The 15972-nt window shown below is 68.9% G+C and carries 16 protein-coding genes; 7 read left to right on the top strand and 9 right to left on the bottom strand.

The window, feature by feature from the left end; all coding sequences use genetic code 11:
* Positions 1-32 precede the first annotated feature (32 nt).
* The gene (locus ACNJ7K_RS06270; protein ID WP_225623682.1) at positions 33-803 is read left to right on the top strand and encodes a YncE family protein; all 771 of its coding nucleotides are present in this window, start codon (positions 33-35) and stop codon (positions 801-803) included.
* Positions 804-1003: 200 nt separating this feature from the next.
* Complete coding sequence (locus ACNJ7K_RS06265) at positions 1004-1846, top strand: cutinase family protein (RefSeq protein WP_487041365.1); 843 nt, start codon at positions 1004-1006, stop codon at positions 1844-1846.
* 3 nt (positions 1847-1849) lie between these two features.
* On the opposite strand, the gene ACNJ7K_RS06260 is transcribed toward ACNJ7K_RS06265, so the two are convergent.
* Both ACNJ7K_RS06260 and ACNJ7K_RS06255 read right to left on the bottom strand, forming a co-directional pair.
* Complete coding sequence (locus tag ACNJ7K_RS06260) at positions 1850-2761, bottom strand: SDR family NAD(P)-dependent oxidoreductase (protein ID WP_120280994.1); 912 nt, start codon at positions 2759-2761, stop codon at positions 1850-1852.
* 36 nt (positions 2762-2797) lie between these two features.
* Positions 2798-3439, bottom strand: coding sequence for an MSMEG_1061 family FMN-dependent PPOX-type flavoprotein (locus ACNJ7K_RS06255; protein ID WP_159417064.1), 642 nt, complete (start codon positions 3437-3439; stop codon positions 2798-2800).
* A 176-nt stretch (positions 3440-3615) separates the two neighbouring features.
* Between ACNJ7K_RS06255 and ACNJ7K_RS06250 the strand changes: the two genes are divergently transcribed.
* Positions 3616-4098: a nuclear transport factor 2 family protein gene (locus ACNJ7K_RS06250; protein ID WP_159417063.1), complete on the top strand. Its 483-nt coding sequence runs from the start codon at positions 3616-3618 to the stop codon at positions 4096-4098.
* Positions 4099-4156: 58 nt separating this feature from the next.
* Here the strand turns inward: ACNJ7K_RS06250 and ACNJ7K_RS06245 are convergent, their stop codons facing one another.
* The 3 genes from ACNJ7K_RS06245 to ACNJ7K_RS06235 form a co-directional block, all read right to left on the bottom strand.
* On the bottom strand, positions 4157-4756 hold the full coding sequence (locus ACNJ7K_RS06245) for a histidine phosphatase family protein (protein ID WP_159417062.1): 600 nt from the start codon (positions 4754-4756) through the stop codon (positions 4157-4159).
* Positions 4757-4800: 44 nt separating this feature from the next.
* Positions 4801-8133 carry a bifunctional lysylphosphatidylglycerol synthetase/lysine--tRNA ligase LysX gene (lysX, locus tag ACNJ7K_RS06240; RefSeq protein ID WP_404817781.1) on the bottom strand — a complete coding sequence of 1111 codons (3333 nt, stop codon included), beginning with the start codon at positions 8131-8133 and terminating at the stop codon, positions 4801-4803.
* Positions 8134-8237: 104 nt separating this feature from the next.
* Positions 8238-10352 carry an MMPL family transporter gene (locus tag ACNJ7K_RS06235; RefSeq protein WP_174246957.1) on the bottom strand — a complete coding sequence of 705 codons (2115 nt, stop codon included), beginning with the start codon at positions 10350-10352 and terminating at the stop codon, positions 8238-8240.
* A 46-nt stretch (positions 10353-10398) separates the two neighbouring features.
* Between ACNJ7K_RS06235 and ACNJ7K_RS06230 the strand changes: the two genes are divergently transcribed.
* Positions 10399-10899, top strand: a complete 501-nt coding sequence (locus ACNJ7K_RS06230; protein WP_159417061.1) for a MarR family winged helix-turn-helix transcriptional regulator — start codon at positions 10399-10401, stop codon at positions 10897-10899.
* Between the two features lie 60 nt (positions 10900-10959).
* Positions 10960-11736 (top strand): putative protein N(5)-glutamine methyltransferase, encoded by a 777-nt coding sequence (locus ACNJ7K_RS06225; RefSeq protein WP_159417060.1) that lies wholly within the window; start codon positions 10960-10962, stop codon positions 11734-11736.
* A gap of 22 nt (positions 11737-11758) precedes the next feature.
* Here ACNJ7K_RS06225 and ACNJ7K_RS06220 read toward each other — a convergent pair whose 3' ends face one another.
* From ACNJ7K_RS06220 to ACNJ7K_RS06205, 4 genes are all read right to left on the bottom strand, one after another.
* Positions 11759-12577 (bottom strand): anti-sigma factor, encoded by an 819-nt coding sequence (locus tag ACNJ7K_RS06220; protein WP_120281000.1) that lies wholly within the window; start codon positions 12575-12577, stop codon positions 11759-11761.
* The gene (locus ACNJ7K_RS06215) at positions 12570-13142 is read right to left on the bottom strand and encodes a sigma-70 family RNA polymerase sigma factor (protein ID WP_024102602.1); all 573 of its coding nucleotides are present in this window, start codon (positions 13140-13142) and stop codon (positions 12570-12572) included. Before ACNJ7K_RS06215 ends, ACNJ7K_RS06220 begins: the two co-directional genes overlap by 8 nt.
* A gap of 77 nt (positions 13143-13219) precedes the next feature.
* A complete protein-coding gene (locus tag ACNJ7K_RS06210) occupies positions 13220-13843 on the bottom strand; it encodes a DUF1365 family protein (RefSeq protein ID WP_120281001.1) in 624 nt (207 codons plus the stop codon).
* A complete protein-coding gene (locus ACNJ7K_RS06205; RefSeq protein WP_230789547.1) occupies positions 13833-14468 on the bottom strand; it encodes an alpha/beta hydrolase family protein in 636 nt (211 codons plus the stop codon). Before ACNJ7K_RS06205 ends, ACNJ7K_RS06210 begins: the two co-directional genes overlap by 11 nt.
* Positions 14469-14639: 171 nt before the next feature.
* On the opposite strand from ACNJ7K_RS06205, the gene ACNJ7K_RS06200 reads away from it, so the two are divergent.
* Positions 14640-15314: a fasciclin domain-containing protein gene (locus ACNJ7K_RS06200; RefSeq protein ID WP_120281003.1), complete on the top strand. Its 675-nt coding sequence runs from the start codon at positions 14640-14642 to the stop codon at positions 15312-15314.
* A gap of 30 nt (positions 15315-15344) precedes the next feature.
* Positions 15345-15935 (top strand): lipocalin family protein, encoded by a 591-nt coding sequence (locus ACNJ7K_RS06195; RefSeq protein WP_268654956.1) that lies wholly within the window; start codon positions 15345-15347, stop codon positions 15933-15935.
* Positions 15936-15972 lie beyond the last annotated feature (37 nt).

The raw sequence follows: 15972 nt of genomic DNA, 5'->3' as shown, positions 1-15972 counted from the left end.
CGCCGGGCGTCACACCCGTTATGGTTCTGCGCATGACGGCTACGAGACGGGCACTGGCGACGGTCGTGATGGGTGCGGGTGCCGTCGTGGCCGCCGTCGCGGCGGCTCCCGCCGCGGCCGCGGATCCTGCGGACGCGTGCATCCGCAACGGTGGTGGGCTCGTGACGATCGACGGCGCCGAGCCCGTCCCACCGGTTTTCGGATTCGACGGTCCCCGCCTGCTCGGACTCCAGGGCGGGGTCGGCAACGCGTGCATCACCAACGTGGGTCCCGGCGCCGTGACGGTCACGCATCCCGAGGGACGTGTCCCGGGACGCACCGAGGTGTCCACCGCGCTCGTGGAGATGCGGGTCGACGGCGGGCTCGGCAACGTCGCCGTCACCAACGTCGGTACCGGTGCGGTCACGGTGCACCGGACGGAGGTCACGCCCGAGCCCGTTGCGGCGCCCGCACAGGCTCCGCTCCCCGGGATGCCGGAGCTGATCCTCGACGCAGGAACCGACGGCGTCTTCGTCACGAACGTCGGTACGGGCGGTGTCACGGTCGTCGACCGTGCCGTCGCGCCGGCGGAGCTCCCGGCCCCGCCGCCGCCTCCCCCGGGTGCGGTCGTCACCGATCCGTTCAGCGGAAACATCTATGTTACAAACCTCTTCGGGCCCGACATCGTCGTCGCGGAACCCGCCTCGACCGCCGAAGGGAGCGTGGTCGAGCGGCCGGTTCCGGGAACGGCGGTCGACTACGGGACGGGCAACGTCTTCGTGACGAACATCGGCGGGGGACAGGTGACCGTCATCCGCGGCTGATCCGCCGGCCCCGTCGTTTCCCGACAACGTTCCGGACTCGGATACATCACATCCGGTTCACGAATATGTCATCCTTCTACTCGATACTGCCGGGGAGGGACGCGGCACCAGGACAGTAGCGGGGCGGGGGCATGGCTATGAGAAGAGTGTGGGCGGCAACGGTGGCCGCAGTGGCGGCATGTGCAGCAGTATTCGTCGCAATGCCTGCGGCCCAAGCGAATCCGCCCGCATGCCCGACGCTGAACGTGGTCGCGGTGCCCGGAACGTGGGAGACCTCGAACACCCCCGACCCCGGCCGCGGGAACGGCATGCTCGCCCAGGTCACGTCCGATCTTCCCGCCGGGGCGCGCGTCGACTACGTCGCGTATCCCGCCACGGCCTTCCCGTGGGAGGGCGACGTGTACGCGGCCTCCCGCAACCGCGCCGTCGACAATGCGCGCGGCATCATCGCGGCCACCGCCGAACGGTGCCCCCTCACGAACTTCGCCCTCGTCGGCTACAGCCAGGGTGCCGATGCCGCAGGTGATCTCGCCGCCGAGATCGGCACCGGGCTGGGAGTGGTCGGTCCGCACCGCCTCGTCGCGGTGGGTCTGCTGTCCGATCCGCGCCGCTCCGAACTCGACCCGTTCGTCGGTCCGCCCGTCGCCGGCACCGGTGCCGGAGGTGCCCGCGCGGGAGGCTTCGGATTCGTAACGCCCAACGTGCGCACCATCTGCGCGGTGGGCGACCTCTATTGCTCGACGCCGCCGGAGGACTTCGTCACGCGACTGGCCGGCTTCCTCGCCATCTCGGCGGGCAGCCCGTTCGAGCAGCTCGAGAACTACCGCGACGAGGCGACCGCGCTCTACAACGACATCATGACCGCCGGGGGCATCCCGATGCTGCAGCTGCAGCTCACGCCCGAGGCGAACGAGCTGCGCGAGCAGAAGATCCGCACCTTCTACGAGTCGCAGATCCACCAGGACTACTCGAACTACGTGGTCGACGGTCGCGGAACGACGGCCACACGGTGGCTGCACGACTGGATCGCCTCCAAGGCCTGACCATCAGTCGATATCGAATCGTGCGCCCACACGCATGACACGGGGCGCGAAGCGCATCAGCCACTTGCGGACCTTCGCACCCGGGGCGACCGTCACCACAGGTTTGTTGTGACGGACCGCCCCGACGATCGCCTTGGCCACCTTCTCCGGCGCGATGTGCAGGCGCCGGTACATCGCGAGGGTGCGGGTGCGTCGCGCTGCTCGTAGTTCCTTGTTCGGCGCGACGTACTCCGTCGCCCGGGTGAGGTTGGTGTCCACCAGGTCGGGACACACGACGGTCACGCCGATCCCGTGTTCGAGCAGTTCGGCGCGCAGGCACTCCGACAACATGAACACCCCGGCCTTGCTCGTCGTGTAGGCGGCGAGGTTGCGTTGCGGCATGTACGCCGCCGCCGACGAGACGTTGACGATCTGCCCGCCCGTGCCGGCTTCGATCATCTGCTCGGTGAAGGCACGGCAGCCGTAGACCACGCCCCAGAAGTTCACGTCCATCACGTTCTCGAAGACGCTCTGCGGGGTGTCGGCGAAGGCACCGATGACACCGATGCCCGCGTTGTTGACGAGCACGTCGGCGACGCCGTGCCGCTCGCGGACGGTCTGCGCGAACTTCCGGACCTGCTGTTCGTCGGAGACGTCGAGTTCGTAGGCGTGGGCGGCGCCGCCGAAGACGGCCTCGGAACCGCCGGCGCCGGGAGCCGGGACGTTCACGAGCGCCACCGTCTCGCGGGCACTGTCGAGATCCTTGTCGGCGACGACGACGATGGCGCCTTCGGCGGCGAAGGCGATCGCCGACGCCCGGCCGATCCCGCTACCGCCGCCGGTGACGACGACGAGGGCGCCGGTCAGGTCGCGCAGACGGCTGCGTAGTGCAGCGCCGGCGCGCCAGCGGCGTATCTGAGCGATCCGAGAGGGCACCCCACCATCGTGACGCACTCGCCGCGTGTGGTCCGGTCAGTACAGGAACTCGCGGTAGAGCTCGCGCTTGCCCGGCTCGGCGTCGGCCGGGATCTCGATCGAGTGGAGTTCGGCGTGCATGTCGCGCATCGACGGGACCGCCGCGCGGTCGGGATAGGTCGACGGATCCCACAGTTTGGCGCGCAGCAACGCCCGCGCGCAGTGCAGGAAGACCTCGTCGATCTGCACGATCACAGCGAGCTGCGCCGGCTTGTTCTGCAGCGACAGCTTCTCGAGCAGGTCGGGGTCGGTCGACAGGGTGGCACGGCCGTTGATCCGCAGCACCTCCTCGTCGCCGGGGACGAAGAACAGCAGCCCGACGTGAGGATTCTCGAGGATGTTCCGGTACGAGTCGGCGCGGCGGTTGCCGGGCCGGTCGGGCAGCGCGATCGTCTGGTCGTCGAGGACGAGCACCGCCGACTCGATGTCGCCACGCGGCGAGCAGTCGCAGTTGCCGACGGCGTCGGCGGTGGCGATCGTGAAGAACCGCGCCAGCGACAAGAAATGCCTGATGAGCGGGGTCAGGTGTGGTCGTGCCTTGTCGACGATCGCCGGGTGCGGAATGCCCAGGACGGCCTCGAGCTCGCCCTGTGTCCGTATCCCGCCCTGTACGAGCTCGTCGATCCTGTCCGCATCCATCCGGTGCACCTCCGGCGGTGACCGTACCAATCCTGCGGGCGAAGATCACGTCGGCATCCGGATCGTGCCTGATCAGGTGGTGGTCGCCGGAGCTTCCGGTCACCGGGACAGACCGGGAGCGCACGCTCCCGATCCCGGTAGAACGGAAGGCGATGCCCCCGTCCGGAAGGATCGAGATGACCGACTCCGCCCTGCTGGCCTCCCTCCTCGAACGCGTACAGCTCCTCGAGGACAAGGCTGCGATCCACGAGGTCCTCACGGCCTACGGCCCGGCCGTCGACGCCGGTGACGCCGAGGCGGTGGGGGAACTGTGGACGCAGGACGCCGTCTACGACATCGACATCCGCTTGATGGAGGGGCGCGACACGATCATGGAGATGGTGCGCACCCGGCCGCACCAGGACTACATCGAGGAGGGCTGCGGTCATCTGCTGGACCCGGTGCACATCCGGGTCGACGGCGACACCGCCGTCGCGACCTGTCACTCCCTGCTGCTGCGCCGCAACGCCGATTCGGATTCGTTCCGGGTGTGGCGGGTGAGCGCCAATCGATTCGAACTCGCCCGGATCGACGGCAGTTGGAAGATAGCGCGCCGCACGTCGCGGTTGCTCGACGGCAGCACCGCCGCCCGCGACCTCTTCGCGAGCGCACGGCGCTGAACCCACGACTCGTGGGTGGGCGCTGGGGGCTCACCCACGGGCCGGCTGCCGGAGGGGCTCAGACGCGCAGGGTGTCGCGTACGTGCCCGGTCTCGTTGATCGACGCGACGCGGCGCGCGCCGCTGCGTGAGACGAGGATGCGCGTCACCGACGCGTACTCGATGGGGAACATCAGCGGCCGGGGCAGCTCGAGCAGGTGCTGCAGCACGATGTTCACGACCCCGCCGTGGACGAACAGCGCCACGGTCTCGGCGTGGTCGCACGAGCCCACCACCTGGTCGATCCCGCGCAGCACCCGTGTGCGGAAGGCGTCCCCGTCTACGAAATCGGGTAGGTGACCTGCCAGGATGCGCTTGTAGGCAGCCGGTGCGACGTCCTTCGCGGCGTCGATCGTGAAGTAGTGATCGTGGCCGTAGTCGTACTCGGCGATGTCCTCCATCTTCTCCACGTCGAGCCCGCGTCGTTCCGCGACCGGCTCGGCCGTCTGCAGGGCCCGCAACTGCGGGCTCGAGAACAGGCGGGTGATGTTGTAGGGGGACAGCGCGTCCGGTAACCGCGACGCCTGGAGACGACCGGTCTCCGTGAGCGGCGGGTCGGCGACCCCGGTCTCGGCGCGGGCGTTGTTCGGCTCGGCGTGGCGGATCAGGAGTAGCTGCACGACCTCACGATGCCAGGTGGAGCGGTTTCACGTGAAACGACCCGTCAGGAGCGTCGCGGCTTCGTGAACGGGAACGCCAGCGACTCGCGGATGCTGCCTCCGAGGACGAGCATCACGATCCGGTCGACACCCATGCCGAGACCGCCGGTGGGAGGCATCGCGTATTCGAGTGCTTCGAGGAAGTCCTCGTCGAGTTCCATCGCCTCCTCGTCACCGCCCGCGGCGAGCAGCGACTGCTCGGTGAGGCGGGCACGCTGGTCGAGGGGATCGGTGAGCTCGCTGTAGGCGGTCCCCAGCTCGACACCCCAGGCCACCAGGTCCCACTTCGCTGCGACACCCGGTTTGCGGGGGTGCGGCCGGGTCAGCGGCGACACCGAGGTCGGGAAGTCGGTGTAGAAGGTGGGGAACTCCGTCTTCGATTCGACGAGGTGCTCGTACATCTCCTGTGCGGTGGCGCCGGCGTCCCAGGCCGGGTTGTAGGGGATCTCGTGTTCGTCGCACATGCGTCGCAGGACGTCGACGGGGGTCTGCGCGTCGACGAACGTCCCGAGCGCCTCGGAGATCGCGTCGTGGAAGGTCTTGACGGGCCACTCGCCGGAGATGTCGATCTCGACCGGGGTGCCGTCGGGGCCGGGTCGCAGGATGATCTCGCGTCCGTGTGCCGCGCGGGCCGCTGCCTGGATCAACTCGCGTGCAACGACCCGCATCTTCTCGTAGTCGCTGTGCGCCTCGTACGCCTCGAGGATCGTGAACTCCGGGTTGTGCTTGAAATCCGCACCCTCGTTGCGGAACACCCGGCCGATCTCGAAGACCTTCGCCATGCCCGCGACGCACAGCCGCTTCAGGTACAGCTCGGGGGCGATCCGCAGGTACAGATCGGCGTCGTAGGCGTTGATGTGCGTGACGAACGGTGCGGCGTTCGCGCCGCCGTGCACCGACTGCAGGATCGGCGTTTCCACCTCGAGATAGCCGCGGGCCTGCAGTTCGTCGCGCAGCGACCGCACCACCGCGCTGCGAGCCGCGAGGTGGTCGCGTGCGCCGCGGTCGATCGCGAGATGCAGATAGCGTTGCCGCACGCGGGCTTCCGGGTCGACGAGACCGTGGTACTTGTCGGGCAGCGGGTGCAGGCACTTGCCGTCGATGCGCCACGAATCGGCGAGCACCGAGATCTCGCCGGTGCGGCTGCGTCCCGTCTCGCCGGACACCTCGACGAGGTCGCCGAGGTCGAACAGGAAGCGTTGTCCGGCAACCCGTTGCCGATCGACGAGGATCTGGATGTCACCCGACCAGTCGCGCAGCACCGCGAACAGCACACCGCCGAAGTTGCGGATGCGCAGCAGGCGTCCCGCCACGGTCACCGGAGTGCCGGGCTTCGCGGCCCGGGCCTCGGCGGCGGTGTGGGTCGGGGGATGCGCGACCGGATAGGGATCGACACCGTGTTCGACGATCCGCTGCAGGGTGTTCATCCGCACCTGGACCTGCTCGGGGCGGCGACGTCCGTGCGAGACGGCGGGCGTGCCGTCGGCGAGTTCGACGCCGGGTGCGCTGCCGTCGTCGTGCAGTTCCGCCGCGACCACCTGGTCCTCGGGGAACGCCGAATGTGTTCCCGTGTGCTGCCGGGTGTTCCGGCGACCGAAGGTGGGGAGGGTGAGGAAGCCCTCGGCGATCGCCGACGCGAGCGCGACGCGCGGGATGAGCCGGTTGTCGCGGAAACACAGGAAGCGGGGCACCCACTCGGGGTGGTACTTGACGTTGGACCGGTACAGCGCCTCGAGCTGCCACCACCGCGAGAAGAACAGCAGGATCGACCGCCACAACCGCAGGATCGGGCCGGCGCCGATCCGCGCGCCCTCCTCGAAGACCGACCGGAAGACCGCGAAGTTCAGCGAGATCCGCTCGACGTCGAATTCGGCACCACGTGAGGCGAGCTCGGAGACCATGAGTTCGACGACCCCGTTGGGTGCCTGCGGGTCGCGGCGCATCAGGTCGAGCGACACCCCGTCCGATCCCCACGGCACGAGCGACAGCATCGCGACGACCTTGCCGTCCGCGACCGCTTCGACGAGCAGGCAGTCGCCGTCGAGTGGATCACCGAGCCGGCCGAGGGCCATCGAGAAACCGCGCTCGTTCTCGGTGTCGCGCCAGGCCTCGGCGCGCTGGATCGCCGCCGACAGCTCGATGGGCGACAGTTCGCGGTGACGCATGATACGTGCGGTTACACCGTGTTTGCGAGCGCGGTTGACGGCCTGCCGCACCGGTCGCATGTCGCGTCCGGCGAGACTGAAGTCGCGGGTGAGCAGGACGGCCTCGTCGCCGAGCTGTAGCGCGTTCAGGCCCGCCCGGTGATAGGCCGTCGCGCCGTCCTCGCTCGCCCCCATCACCGCGGGTGTCCACCCGTAGGCGCGGGCGAGATCGAGCCATTCGTCGATGGCGTGCGGCCACGCCTCGGGGTTGCCGATCGGATCACCGCTCGCGAGGCACACACCGAGTTCGACGCGATAGGTCACCGCGGCCTTGCCACTGGGGGCGAACACCACGGCCTTGTCGCGGCGCGTCGCGAAGTAGCCGAGTGAATCGTCGCTGTGGGCGAGCAGGCCGCGGATGGCCGATTCGTCACTGCCGGTGAGCGCATTGCTCGCTCGCTGCGAGCGGAACAGCACCACGACGGCCGCGAGCACGGCGAGCGCGCCGAGCAGGCCGAGGACCGTGTTGACCAGCCCGTTCGGGCGACCACCGAACTGGTCGTTGTCGATGAAGGTCAGCGCGGTGACACGGTTGAGCGCCCACAGGAACCGGTCGGGAGCGGGCAGGGTGCCGGGGAACAGCTCCACCAGACCCCAGCCGATCAGCGTCGCGACGGCCAGGCCACCCACGAGCACACCGAGTGCGGCCCAGACGTTTCCGCGCCGCACGCGCGTGTAGAACTCGGGATAGGACAGCAGCAGGAGCGCGACGATCAGCAGGTGGACGACCAACGCGACGAGGTGGTTCGGGTCGCGCTCGACGATGCTCATCACGAGATTGGTGATGGTGAATCCGCCGAGATAGATCGTCAGGATCCACCACGCGATGCGCTTGCGGCCGGCGACGGCACCGGCGAGCAGGCCCAGGACGAGAGCGAACGACAGGCTCGTGTCGGGAGCGTCGAAGTAGTACTCGTCGAGATATTCGCGCGGAGCGTGGATCCAGTAGCGCAGGGTCGGGGAGATCGACCACAGCGCGACCACCACCGCGTAGATGCCCAGGATCAGGCCGAGGATGTGCGGTACGGCGGACAGACGCCCACCGACGAGGTCGGTCGGCGATGGACGGGAGGGCGCTGGGTCGTCCTCCACCGGACGCGGGCGCTCGACAGGAGCGGTGGAATCCGCAGACATGGAATAGAACGGTAACGGGCAAACGCGGCAGACGTGGGACGAACGGCCGCGGGACCGGGTCGCATTCCCGGTCCCGCGGCCGTTCTCATCCGTTCATGCGCCCGTCAGGAACGGGGTGCTCCCGCGGTCGCGACGTCCTCGGTGGCGTCGGGCTCGGACGGTTCGGTCCGCGCCAGCTTGCTCGGCCACCAGATCTTCTTGCCGATGTCGATCGTCAGTGCCGGCACCACCAGCGACCGCACGAGCAGTGCGTCGAGGAGGACGCCGAAGGCGACGATGAACGCGAGTTGCGCCAGGAACAGCAGCGGGATCACCGCCAGCGCCGAGAACGTCGCAGCGAGGACCACGCCGGCGGACGTGATGACACCGCCGGTGACGGTCAGTGCCCGCAGTGTGCCGGCGCGGGTACCGACCTTCTTCGTCTCCTCGCGGACGCGAGTCATGAGGAAGATGTTGTAGTCGATACCCAGCGCCACGAGGAAGACGAACCCGAACAGCGGCACCACCGGGTCGGCGCCGGGGAAACCGAGCAGGTCGTTGAACACGAGCGACGAGATGCCGAGGGTCGCCGCGAACGAGACGATCACGGTCAGCATCAGCAGGATCGGTGCGACGACCGCCCGCAGCAGTGCGATGAGCACCAGCAGCACCACGAGCGTCACGGCCGGGATGATGACGGTGCGGTCGCGGGTCGCGGTGTCCTTCGTGTCGAGGTCGACGGCCGTGGGTCCGCCGACGAGTGCCTCGGCGTCGGGCACGGAGCCCACCGCGTCGCGGATGCGTTCGACGGTCTCCTCGGCGGCGAGGGAGTCGGCAGGATCCGACAGCGTCGCCTGCACCGCGACCAGTCCGTCGACCACGCGCGGCGCGCCGTCGGGGCCGGGGACGGGCTGGACGGTCGTCACGCCCTCGACGCCTTCGGTGGCGTCGACGACACCCTCGAGCGCGCCTTCGCGGGCGACGACGATGCTGGGCGAACCGGTGCCGGCGTCGAAGTGCTCACCGAGCACCTCCTGGCCGGACTTCGAATCGGTCTGCAGGAGGAACAGATCCGAGGACGCGACACCGCTCGCCTTGAACTGCGGTGCCAGCAGGGCGAAGGCGACGAGCACGAGGCTGCACACGATCCAGATGGGACGCGGCTTCGACCCGACGAAGTCGGCCACCCGGCCCCACACCTTGTGGGACTTCTGCATGTCGTCGGCATCGGCGTTCGCGTCGTAGACCGGGCGGGTGGGCCAGAACGCGACGCGGCCGAGCAGCACGAGCGCTGCGGGCAGGAAGGTGAGCGACGCGAGGAACGATGTCGCGATGCCGATGGCGGCCACCGGGCCGAGACCGCGGTTGGAGTTCAGGTCCGACAGCAGCAGGCACAGCACGCCGAGGATGACTGTGCCGGCGGACGCAGCGATCGGCTCGATCGAACCGCGGAGCGCGCTGCGCATCGCGGCGTACTTGTCCTGCTGCAGTCGCAGTTCCTCGCGGTACCGGGAGACCAGTAGCAGTGCGTAGTCGGTGGCGGCACCGAACACCAGGATGAACATGATGCCCTGGCTCTGGCCGTTGAGCGCGATCGCTCCGGCATCGGCGAGCACGTAGACCAGCAGGCTCGCGAGGGCGAGTGCGAACAGCGCCGAGATGATGACGACGAACGGCAGGATCGGGCTGCGGTAGACCACCACGAGGATGACGAGAACGACACCGCCCGCGACGAGCAGGAGCAGTCCGTCGATGCCGCCGAAGGCAGACGACAGGTCTGCGGCCTGCCCGGCGGGGCCGGTGACGTAGACGGTCAGGCCGTCCGGGGCGCCTTCGAGGGCCGTCCGGAGTTCCTCGACGGCCTCCTGGACCTCCCCGGAGGCGTCGAGTGGCACGATCATCTGCGCCGCTGCGCCGTCCTCGGACGGGATCGGCGGCGGTCCTGCGGATTCGGTGGCCAGGAAGGCGAGGTCCTCGTCGGTGATCCCGCCGTCGCGTTCGGCGACGACGATCGCGGGGATGAACTCGCTCTCGTTGAACTGCGCGTACAGCTCGTCCGCGCGGGTGGATTCGGCGGAAGCCGGGAGGAAGGTGCTCGCGTCGTTGGAGGCGACCTCGCTGAGCTTGCCTGCGAACGGACCGCCGCCACCGGCGGCCACAAGCCACGCGATGAGCAACAGGGCGGGTAGGAGCCACCGCCATCGGCTGGTTCTGCGTGGGGGCTCGGTAGCAGTGCTCAAGATTCCTCCTGGCGTGAGCGAATGTGTCGGAACTAGATTATTCAGCGTGCTGAACGATGGGGGTGGAGACGACCTCGACGAGTGGCCCACCGGACGTCTGCTGTCCACCGCGGCCCGGCTCGTCGAGCAGGCCTGGGAGCAGTCCTTGCGACGGCGAGGGCTCACCCACGCGGGGGTGATCGCACTGCACGCGGTGGCCCACGCCCCGCTGTCGCAACGGGAGATGGCGCGCGCATGCCGGGTGACCGACCAGACCATGAGCCGGACCGTCGACCATCTCGTCCGCGGCGGTTTCGTCACGCGCGCGGTCGACCCGGAGGACGAACGGAGGATGCGGGTGGAGATCACGCCGTCGGGCGTGGACGCCTACCGGCGCGTGATCGAACTCGAACGCGACGACGAGCCCGGCGGTGATTCTCCGGTCGCGGTGTCGGACCCGGCTACCCTGCGCCGGCTCCTGCTCGAAATCGTTCGTTCGCACAGCACTCCTCGTGACAGCGCCGGGAGTACCCACGATCGGGAGAGTCCACCCCTCGGCGGGATGTGAGCTGCCACCCTCTCCGGAAAACGAGAAGATCCGTCCGGAGCGCGCGCGGTAGGGTGCCGCATGGTCTCCGCCCCCCGGACCCACGCCGACGTCGTCTCCGCACTGCGAGCAGCCGGGTGCGTGTTCGCCGAGGAGGAGGCGCAGCTGCTCGTCGAAGCCGCTCCCACACCCTCGGATCTGGAGCGGCTCATCGCGCGGCGGGTCGGCGGCGAACCCCTCGAACACGTACTGGGACAGGTCTTCTTCCACGGCAGGCGCATCGCGGTGCGAGAAGGGGTGTTCGTCCCCCGTCGCCGCACCGAGTATCTGGTGGACTGCGCGATCGAACTCGCGCGGCCCGGTGCCGTGATCGTCGACATGTGTTGCGGGTGCGGTGCCGTCGGTGCCGCGCTCGCCACCGCCGTCGAGGACTGTGAGGTCTACGCGGCCGACATCGATCCCGTCGCCACCGCGTGTGCCCGCCTGAACCTGCCGCCCCACCGGGTGTTCGACGGCGATCTGTTCGACGCCCTGCCGGGCACGCTGCGCGGTCGCGTCGACGTGCTCGTCGCCAATGCACCCTACGTGCCGTCGGGGGCGATCGGGTCGATGCCGCGGGAGGCGCGCTGCAGCGAGCCGCGACACGCACTGGACGGCGGACCCGACGGACTGGACGTCCACCGCCGGCTCGTCGCCGACGCGGGCCGGTGGCTCACCGACGGTGGGTCGCTGCTCGTCGAGTCGGCCGCGTCGCAGGCACCCGTCGTGCGCGACCTCGTGACCCGGGCCGGACTCGACGCCGACACGCGGGGTTCCGAGGAGTCCGACGCGACGGTCGTCATCGGCACCCGTCGATGACGTGCTCGCTGCCGCGAACATGTCAGTCGAGCGGTAGCTGAGCGAAGATCGCGGTCGGCTGGGTCGACCCGCCCGTCGGTTCGACGCTGAAGGCGAGCGCGGTGGCACCCGAGATGTCCTCGAGCACCGCGGTCGTCGACGGCGCGACGTCGTCGGGTGTCATCGTGCCCGCGGGCTCCATGCCCTCGGGCCCGACCAGCCACATCTGGTAGACGCTGCCCTCGGCCGGCGGGGCGACGTTGTTCATCACCAGCACGCCCGCGTCCTCCTCCTTGGAGAACACCACGGTCGCGGTGCCGCCACCGTCGAGCTCGCCCGACGAGGTCCGTACGTCCTCGGCGGCGAAGACCCGCTCGCTCGTGCCCGGCTCGGACGTGGTCTGCCACTGACCGGCCACCACGACCCCGCCGATCGCAACGATCACGGCCGCTGCCGCGGCGAGCAGGAAGTTCCGCCGTCGGGCTTGGCGGCGCTCGTCGAGGGAGACGGGCGGGGGAAGGTGATCGTCCTCCGCCCGAGGTGCCTCGGTCGCCTCCGGCTCACCGGGTCGTTCCGTGTGCGTCTTCTCGGCGGGCGCCTTCGCGGTGAGTTCGGCGTGGACCAGATCGAGCAGTCGCACCCGGAGTTCGGGCGGCGGCTCGGTCGCGGTACCGGCCGACATCGCCGCGAGGGTCTCGTGGACCTCGCGGACCTCGGCGTCGAACCGTTCGACCACCTCCGGGTCTGCTTCCGCGAGTCGCTCGGCGAGCTCCCGACGCTCGTCGGGCGTGACGGCATCCAATGCGAAGACGGGTGCCATGTCGAGCAGATCGCGCGAGGAATCGTTCGCCTCATCAGCCATCCACAGTCACCCCCAGACAATTCTTCAGTCGTTTCAGGCCGTCCCGGATGCGCGACTTGACCGTCGGCAACGGGGACGAAAGTTCTTCTGCCACTTCGGTATACGTAAAGCCTCTGTAGTAGGCGAGCTCGACCGAGCGTCGCTGCAGTTCGGTGAGCGAACCCAGACACTCGTTCACCCGGCGGCGATCGTCGCGCTGCGCGACCTCCTCGCTCACCGAGTCGAAGGCCGCGTCGACGTTCGTCGAACCGTACTGCGACTCGCGGTCGGCTCCGGACTGTTCGCTGCGGACCCGGTCGACGGCGCGCCGATGGGCGAGCGTGATGATCCACGACAGAGCGGAACCCTGACGCGGGTCGTACTTGTCGGCCGACCTCCACACCTGGAGGTAGACCTCCTGGGTGGTCTCCTCGCTGTAGCCGGGATCCCGCAGGACCCGCAGCACCATGCCGAAGACTCGGGAACGCGTCGCGTCGTACAGTTCGGCGAACGCCGTGGGGTCTTGCCGGGCCACCCGCCCGAGCAGTTCGCCGAGGGTATCGGTATGGCCTCCGACGCCGGTCATCGGCTCAGTCCGCTCATCGGAGGAAAGCCTAGCCGGGACATTCCCTCCACTCAAGGCAACCGTGTCGACCACGAGCGTCACCCCATCCACATCCGAGCACGGAGAACTGTCGTGAGATCGACGGGCAGCCGTTCGCCGCTGACGGTCGCGGTGAACACCGGGACGCCGGGCCGCCGCAGGGCGACCGAAACCGCGAACATGTCGCCTGCCCGGGTGATGATGTCGATCTCGTCCGAGCGCAGCGTGTAGCAGTGCCGTCCGTTCCGGCGCGAATGGATCTCCGCGACCACACAGGCCAGGGAACCACTCGGATCGTGGCACCAGAACAGGTTCAGCGGATCCGATCCGAGACCGAGACGCCGGATGTTCAGCAGCGCCGTGATCCGCCCGCCCGGAACCCGCACCCCGTCGGCCACGAGCTGGTCCTCGACCCGGCCGCGGAAGGTGTCGGAATCGCTCGCGACGAAGTGGTCCCACGGCTCGAACCGCATCAGCGTACGCAGCCACCAGGACGAGGGCGTCGTCTCGTCGACGTCCATGACCCAGCTGAAGCCGCGGTACTCGAGCGAGGGGCGCTCGGCCGAGCCCTGCGCGTGGCGGACGAAGGTCCGGTAGATCGCCGGCGCGACCGCTTCCCGGCCACCCCGGAACTCGACGTCGTCGCCGATCATCGCGACTGCGCGGGGAAGGTCAGGATGCATGGTCGTCTCCGGGGCACGTGGTCGGTTTCCCCGCCAGTGTGCACGTGAGGAAATCGGCCGTGGTGTCGGCCCACCAGCGCGGGTCGGTGAGGAGGAAATGTCCGGCTCCGGGCAGGGGCCGCCAGCGCGTGTTCACGCCCCGGTCTCCCGCCGCCATCGTCTGGCTCTGCGCCATCCGTGGATCGGTCCTGGTGTCCTCCGTACCGTGCGCGACCAGCAGGTGCCGGCCCGCAGGGATCAGGTCGGCGTCGTCGGCCGGCCACCACGGAGCCAGGGCGACGAGCGACTCGACGCCGTGCTGGGCCGCGAGATGCGCGATCGCCCGCGCACCCATCGCGTGCCCGACCAGCCCGAACCGGACGTCCCCGCGACGCCGGATCACCGACTCGATCGCCCGCAGACCGTCGCGGACCGGGCTCATGTGATCGTCGTTCCACCCGCAGTACCGGTAGTCGACGAGGTCGACCGCGATGTCGTACGTGCTCAGCCTCAGGCGCAGGGCATCGGTGAACAGACGCATGCGCAGCTGCGACGGATGCCACGGACGTGGCGGTGTGGTGCCGACCGGACGCCCACCGGGCAACACGAGTACGTGAGCCGGTCGGAGATCCTCGACGTTGTCCATGACCTGCATTCGGAGCCGACCGCGATCCGGATGGGTCGAACACCGGATACCGATCCGAAAAAAATTCTTTCGATCCGACCCATCCGCACCGCCCCGGGGATCGAATGCTCAGTGACACACCTGGTCGACGTGGCCGCTTTCCGGCCACGGCATACGAAGGGAACCACGATCATGAACATCACTGCGCGCAAGAGCCTGGCCGCCGTCGGAATCGGTGCGATGTCCCTGCTGGGTGTCGCGGCATGCTCCGACGATTCGGGGAGCGACACGAACGAGACCACGATGGAGGAAACCGTCGAGGAGACCATCGTCGAGGAAACCACCACTGCTGCAACGGGAACCGCTGCTCCCGCTGCCGGCCCCGTCGGCCCGGGCTGTGCCGACTACGTCGCCGCGAACCCGACCGGCCCGTCGTCCGTCGAGGAACTCGCGAACCAGCCCGTCGCCGAGGCCGCCGGAAACGTGCCGATCCTGACCACTCTCACGCAGGCCGTGTCCGGCCAGCTCAACCCCGACGTCAACCTGGTCGAGACGCTCAACGGTGGCGAGTTCACCGTCTTCGCACCGGTCGACGACGCGTTCGCCGCCCTGCCGCCGGAGACCGTCCAGACGCTGCAGACGGATTCGGCTCTGCTCACCGACATCCTCACCTACCACGTGGTTCCCGGTGAGCTGACCACCGCCGACATCGCCGGCACGCAGACCACCGTCCAGGGTGGCACCGTCGAGGTCGCCGGCGAGGGTGAGATGTGGACCGTCAACGACGCCAACGTCATCTGTGGTGGCATCGAGACCGAGAACGCCACCGTGTACCTGATCGACGGCGTTCTCATGCCCCAGCAGTAACCGATACCGGACGACGGAAAGGTAGAAGACATGCGTTGGTCCCGACACGGCGTTCGGGGGCTTGCGGCGGCGTTCATCGCCGCCGCAGGCGCGCTCCTGTTCGCCACGCCCGCCGCCGCAGCCCCGCTCACCCCGGTTCCCGAGCTCGACGTGAACCGATATGTGGGGCAGTGGTATCAGCTCGCCGCCAATCCGGCTCCCTACAACATCGACTGCGCTCGCGACACGACGGCGTTCTACACGCTGCTCGACGAACGCAACGTGCGCGTGGAGAACTCGTGCACCACGTTCACCGGTGATCGTCGCGGGATCATCGGGAACGCCCGCGTGAACGACACTGCCGCACTGCACGTGTCGTTCCCGGGGGTGCCGTTCCAGGATTCGCTCGACGGACCGAGCAACTACATCGTCACGTATCTCGCGGACGATTACTCGTGGGCATTCGTCGGTGACCCGACGCGCATCTCCGGATTCGTGCTGTCGCGTTCGCCCGTCGTGAGCGACGACGCGTGGCGCGAGATCCGGAACGTCGTCGAGGCGAGCGGGTACAACTCGTGCCTGATGCTCACCTCGCCCACCACCGAGGGACTGCAGGACATCAAACCGCTCTGCACCGTGTAACTCCCGGAGGCGATCGGGGTGGTGTGCGGATCCCGAG

It is taken from the genome of Rhodococcus shunpengi (assembly GCF_048381395.1).
In the GTDB taxonomy this organism is placed as follows: domain Bacteria; phylum Actinomycetota; class Actinomycetes; order Mycobacteriales; family Mycobacteriaceae; genus Rhodococcus.
Note: the sequence above shows the minus strand (reverse complement) of the source record. Positions and strands in the feature narration are given on the sequence as shown.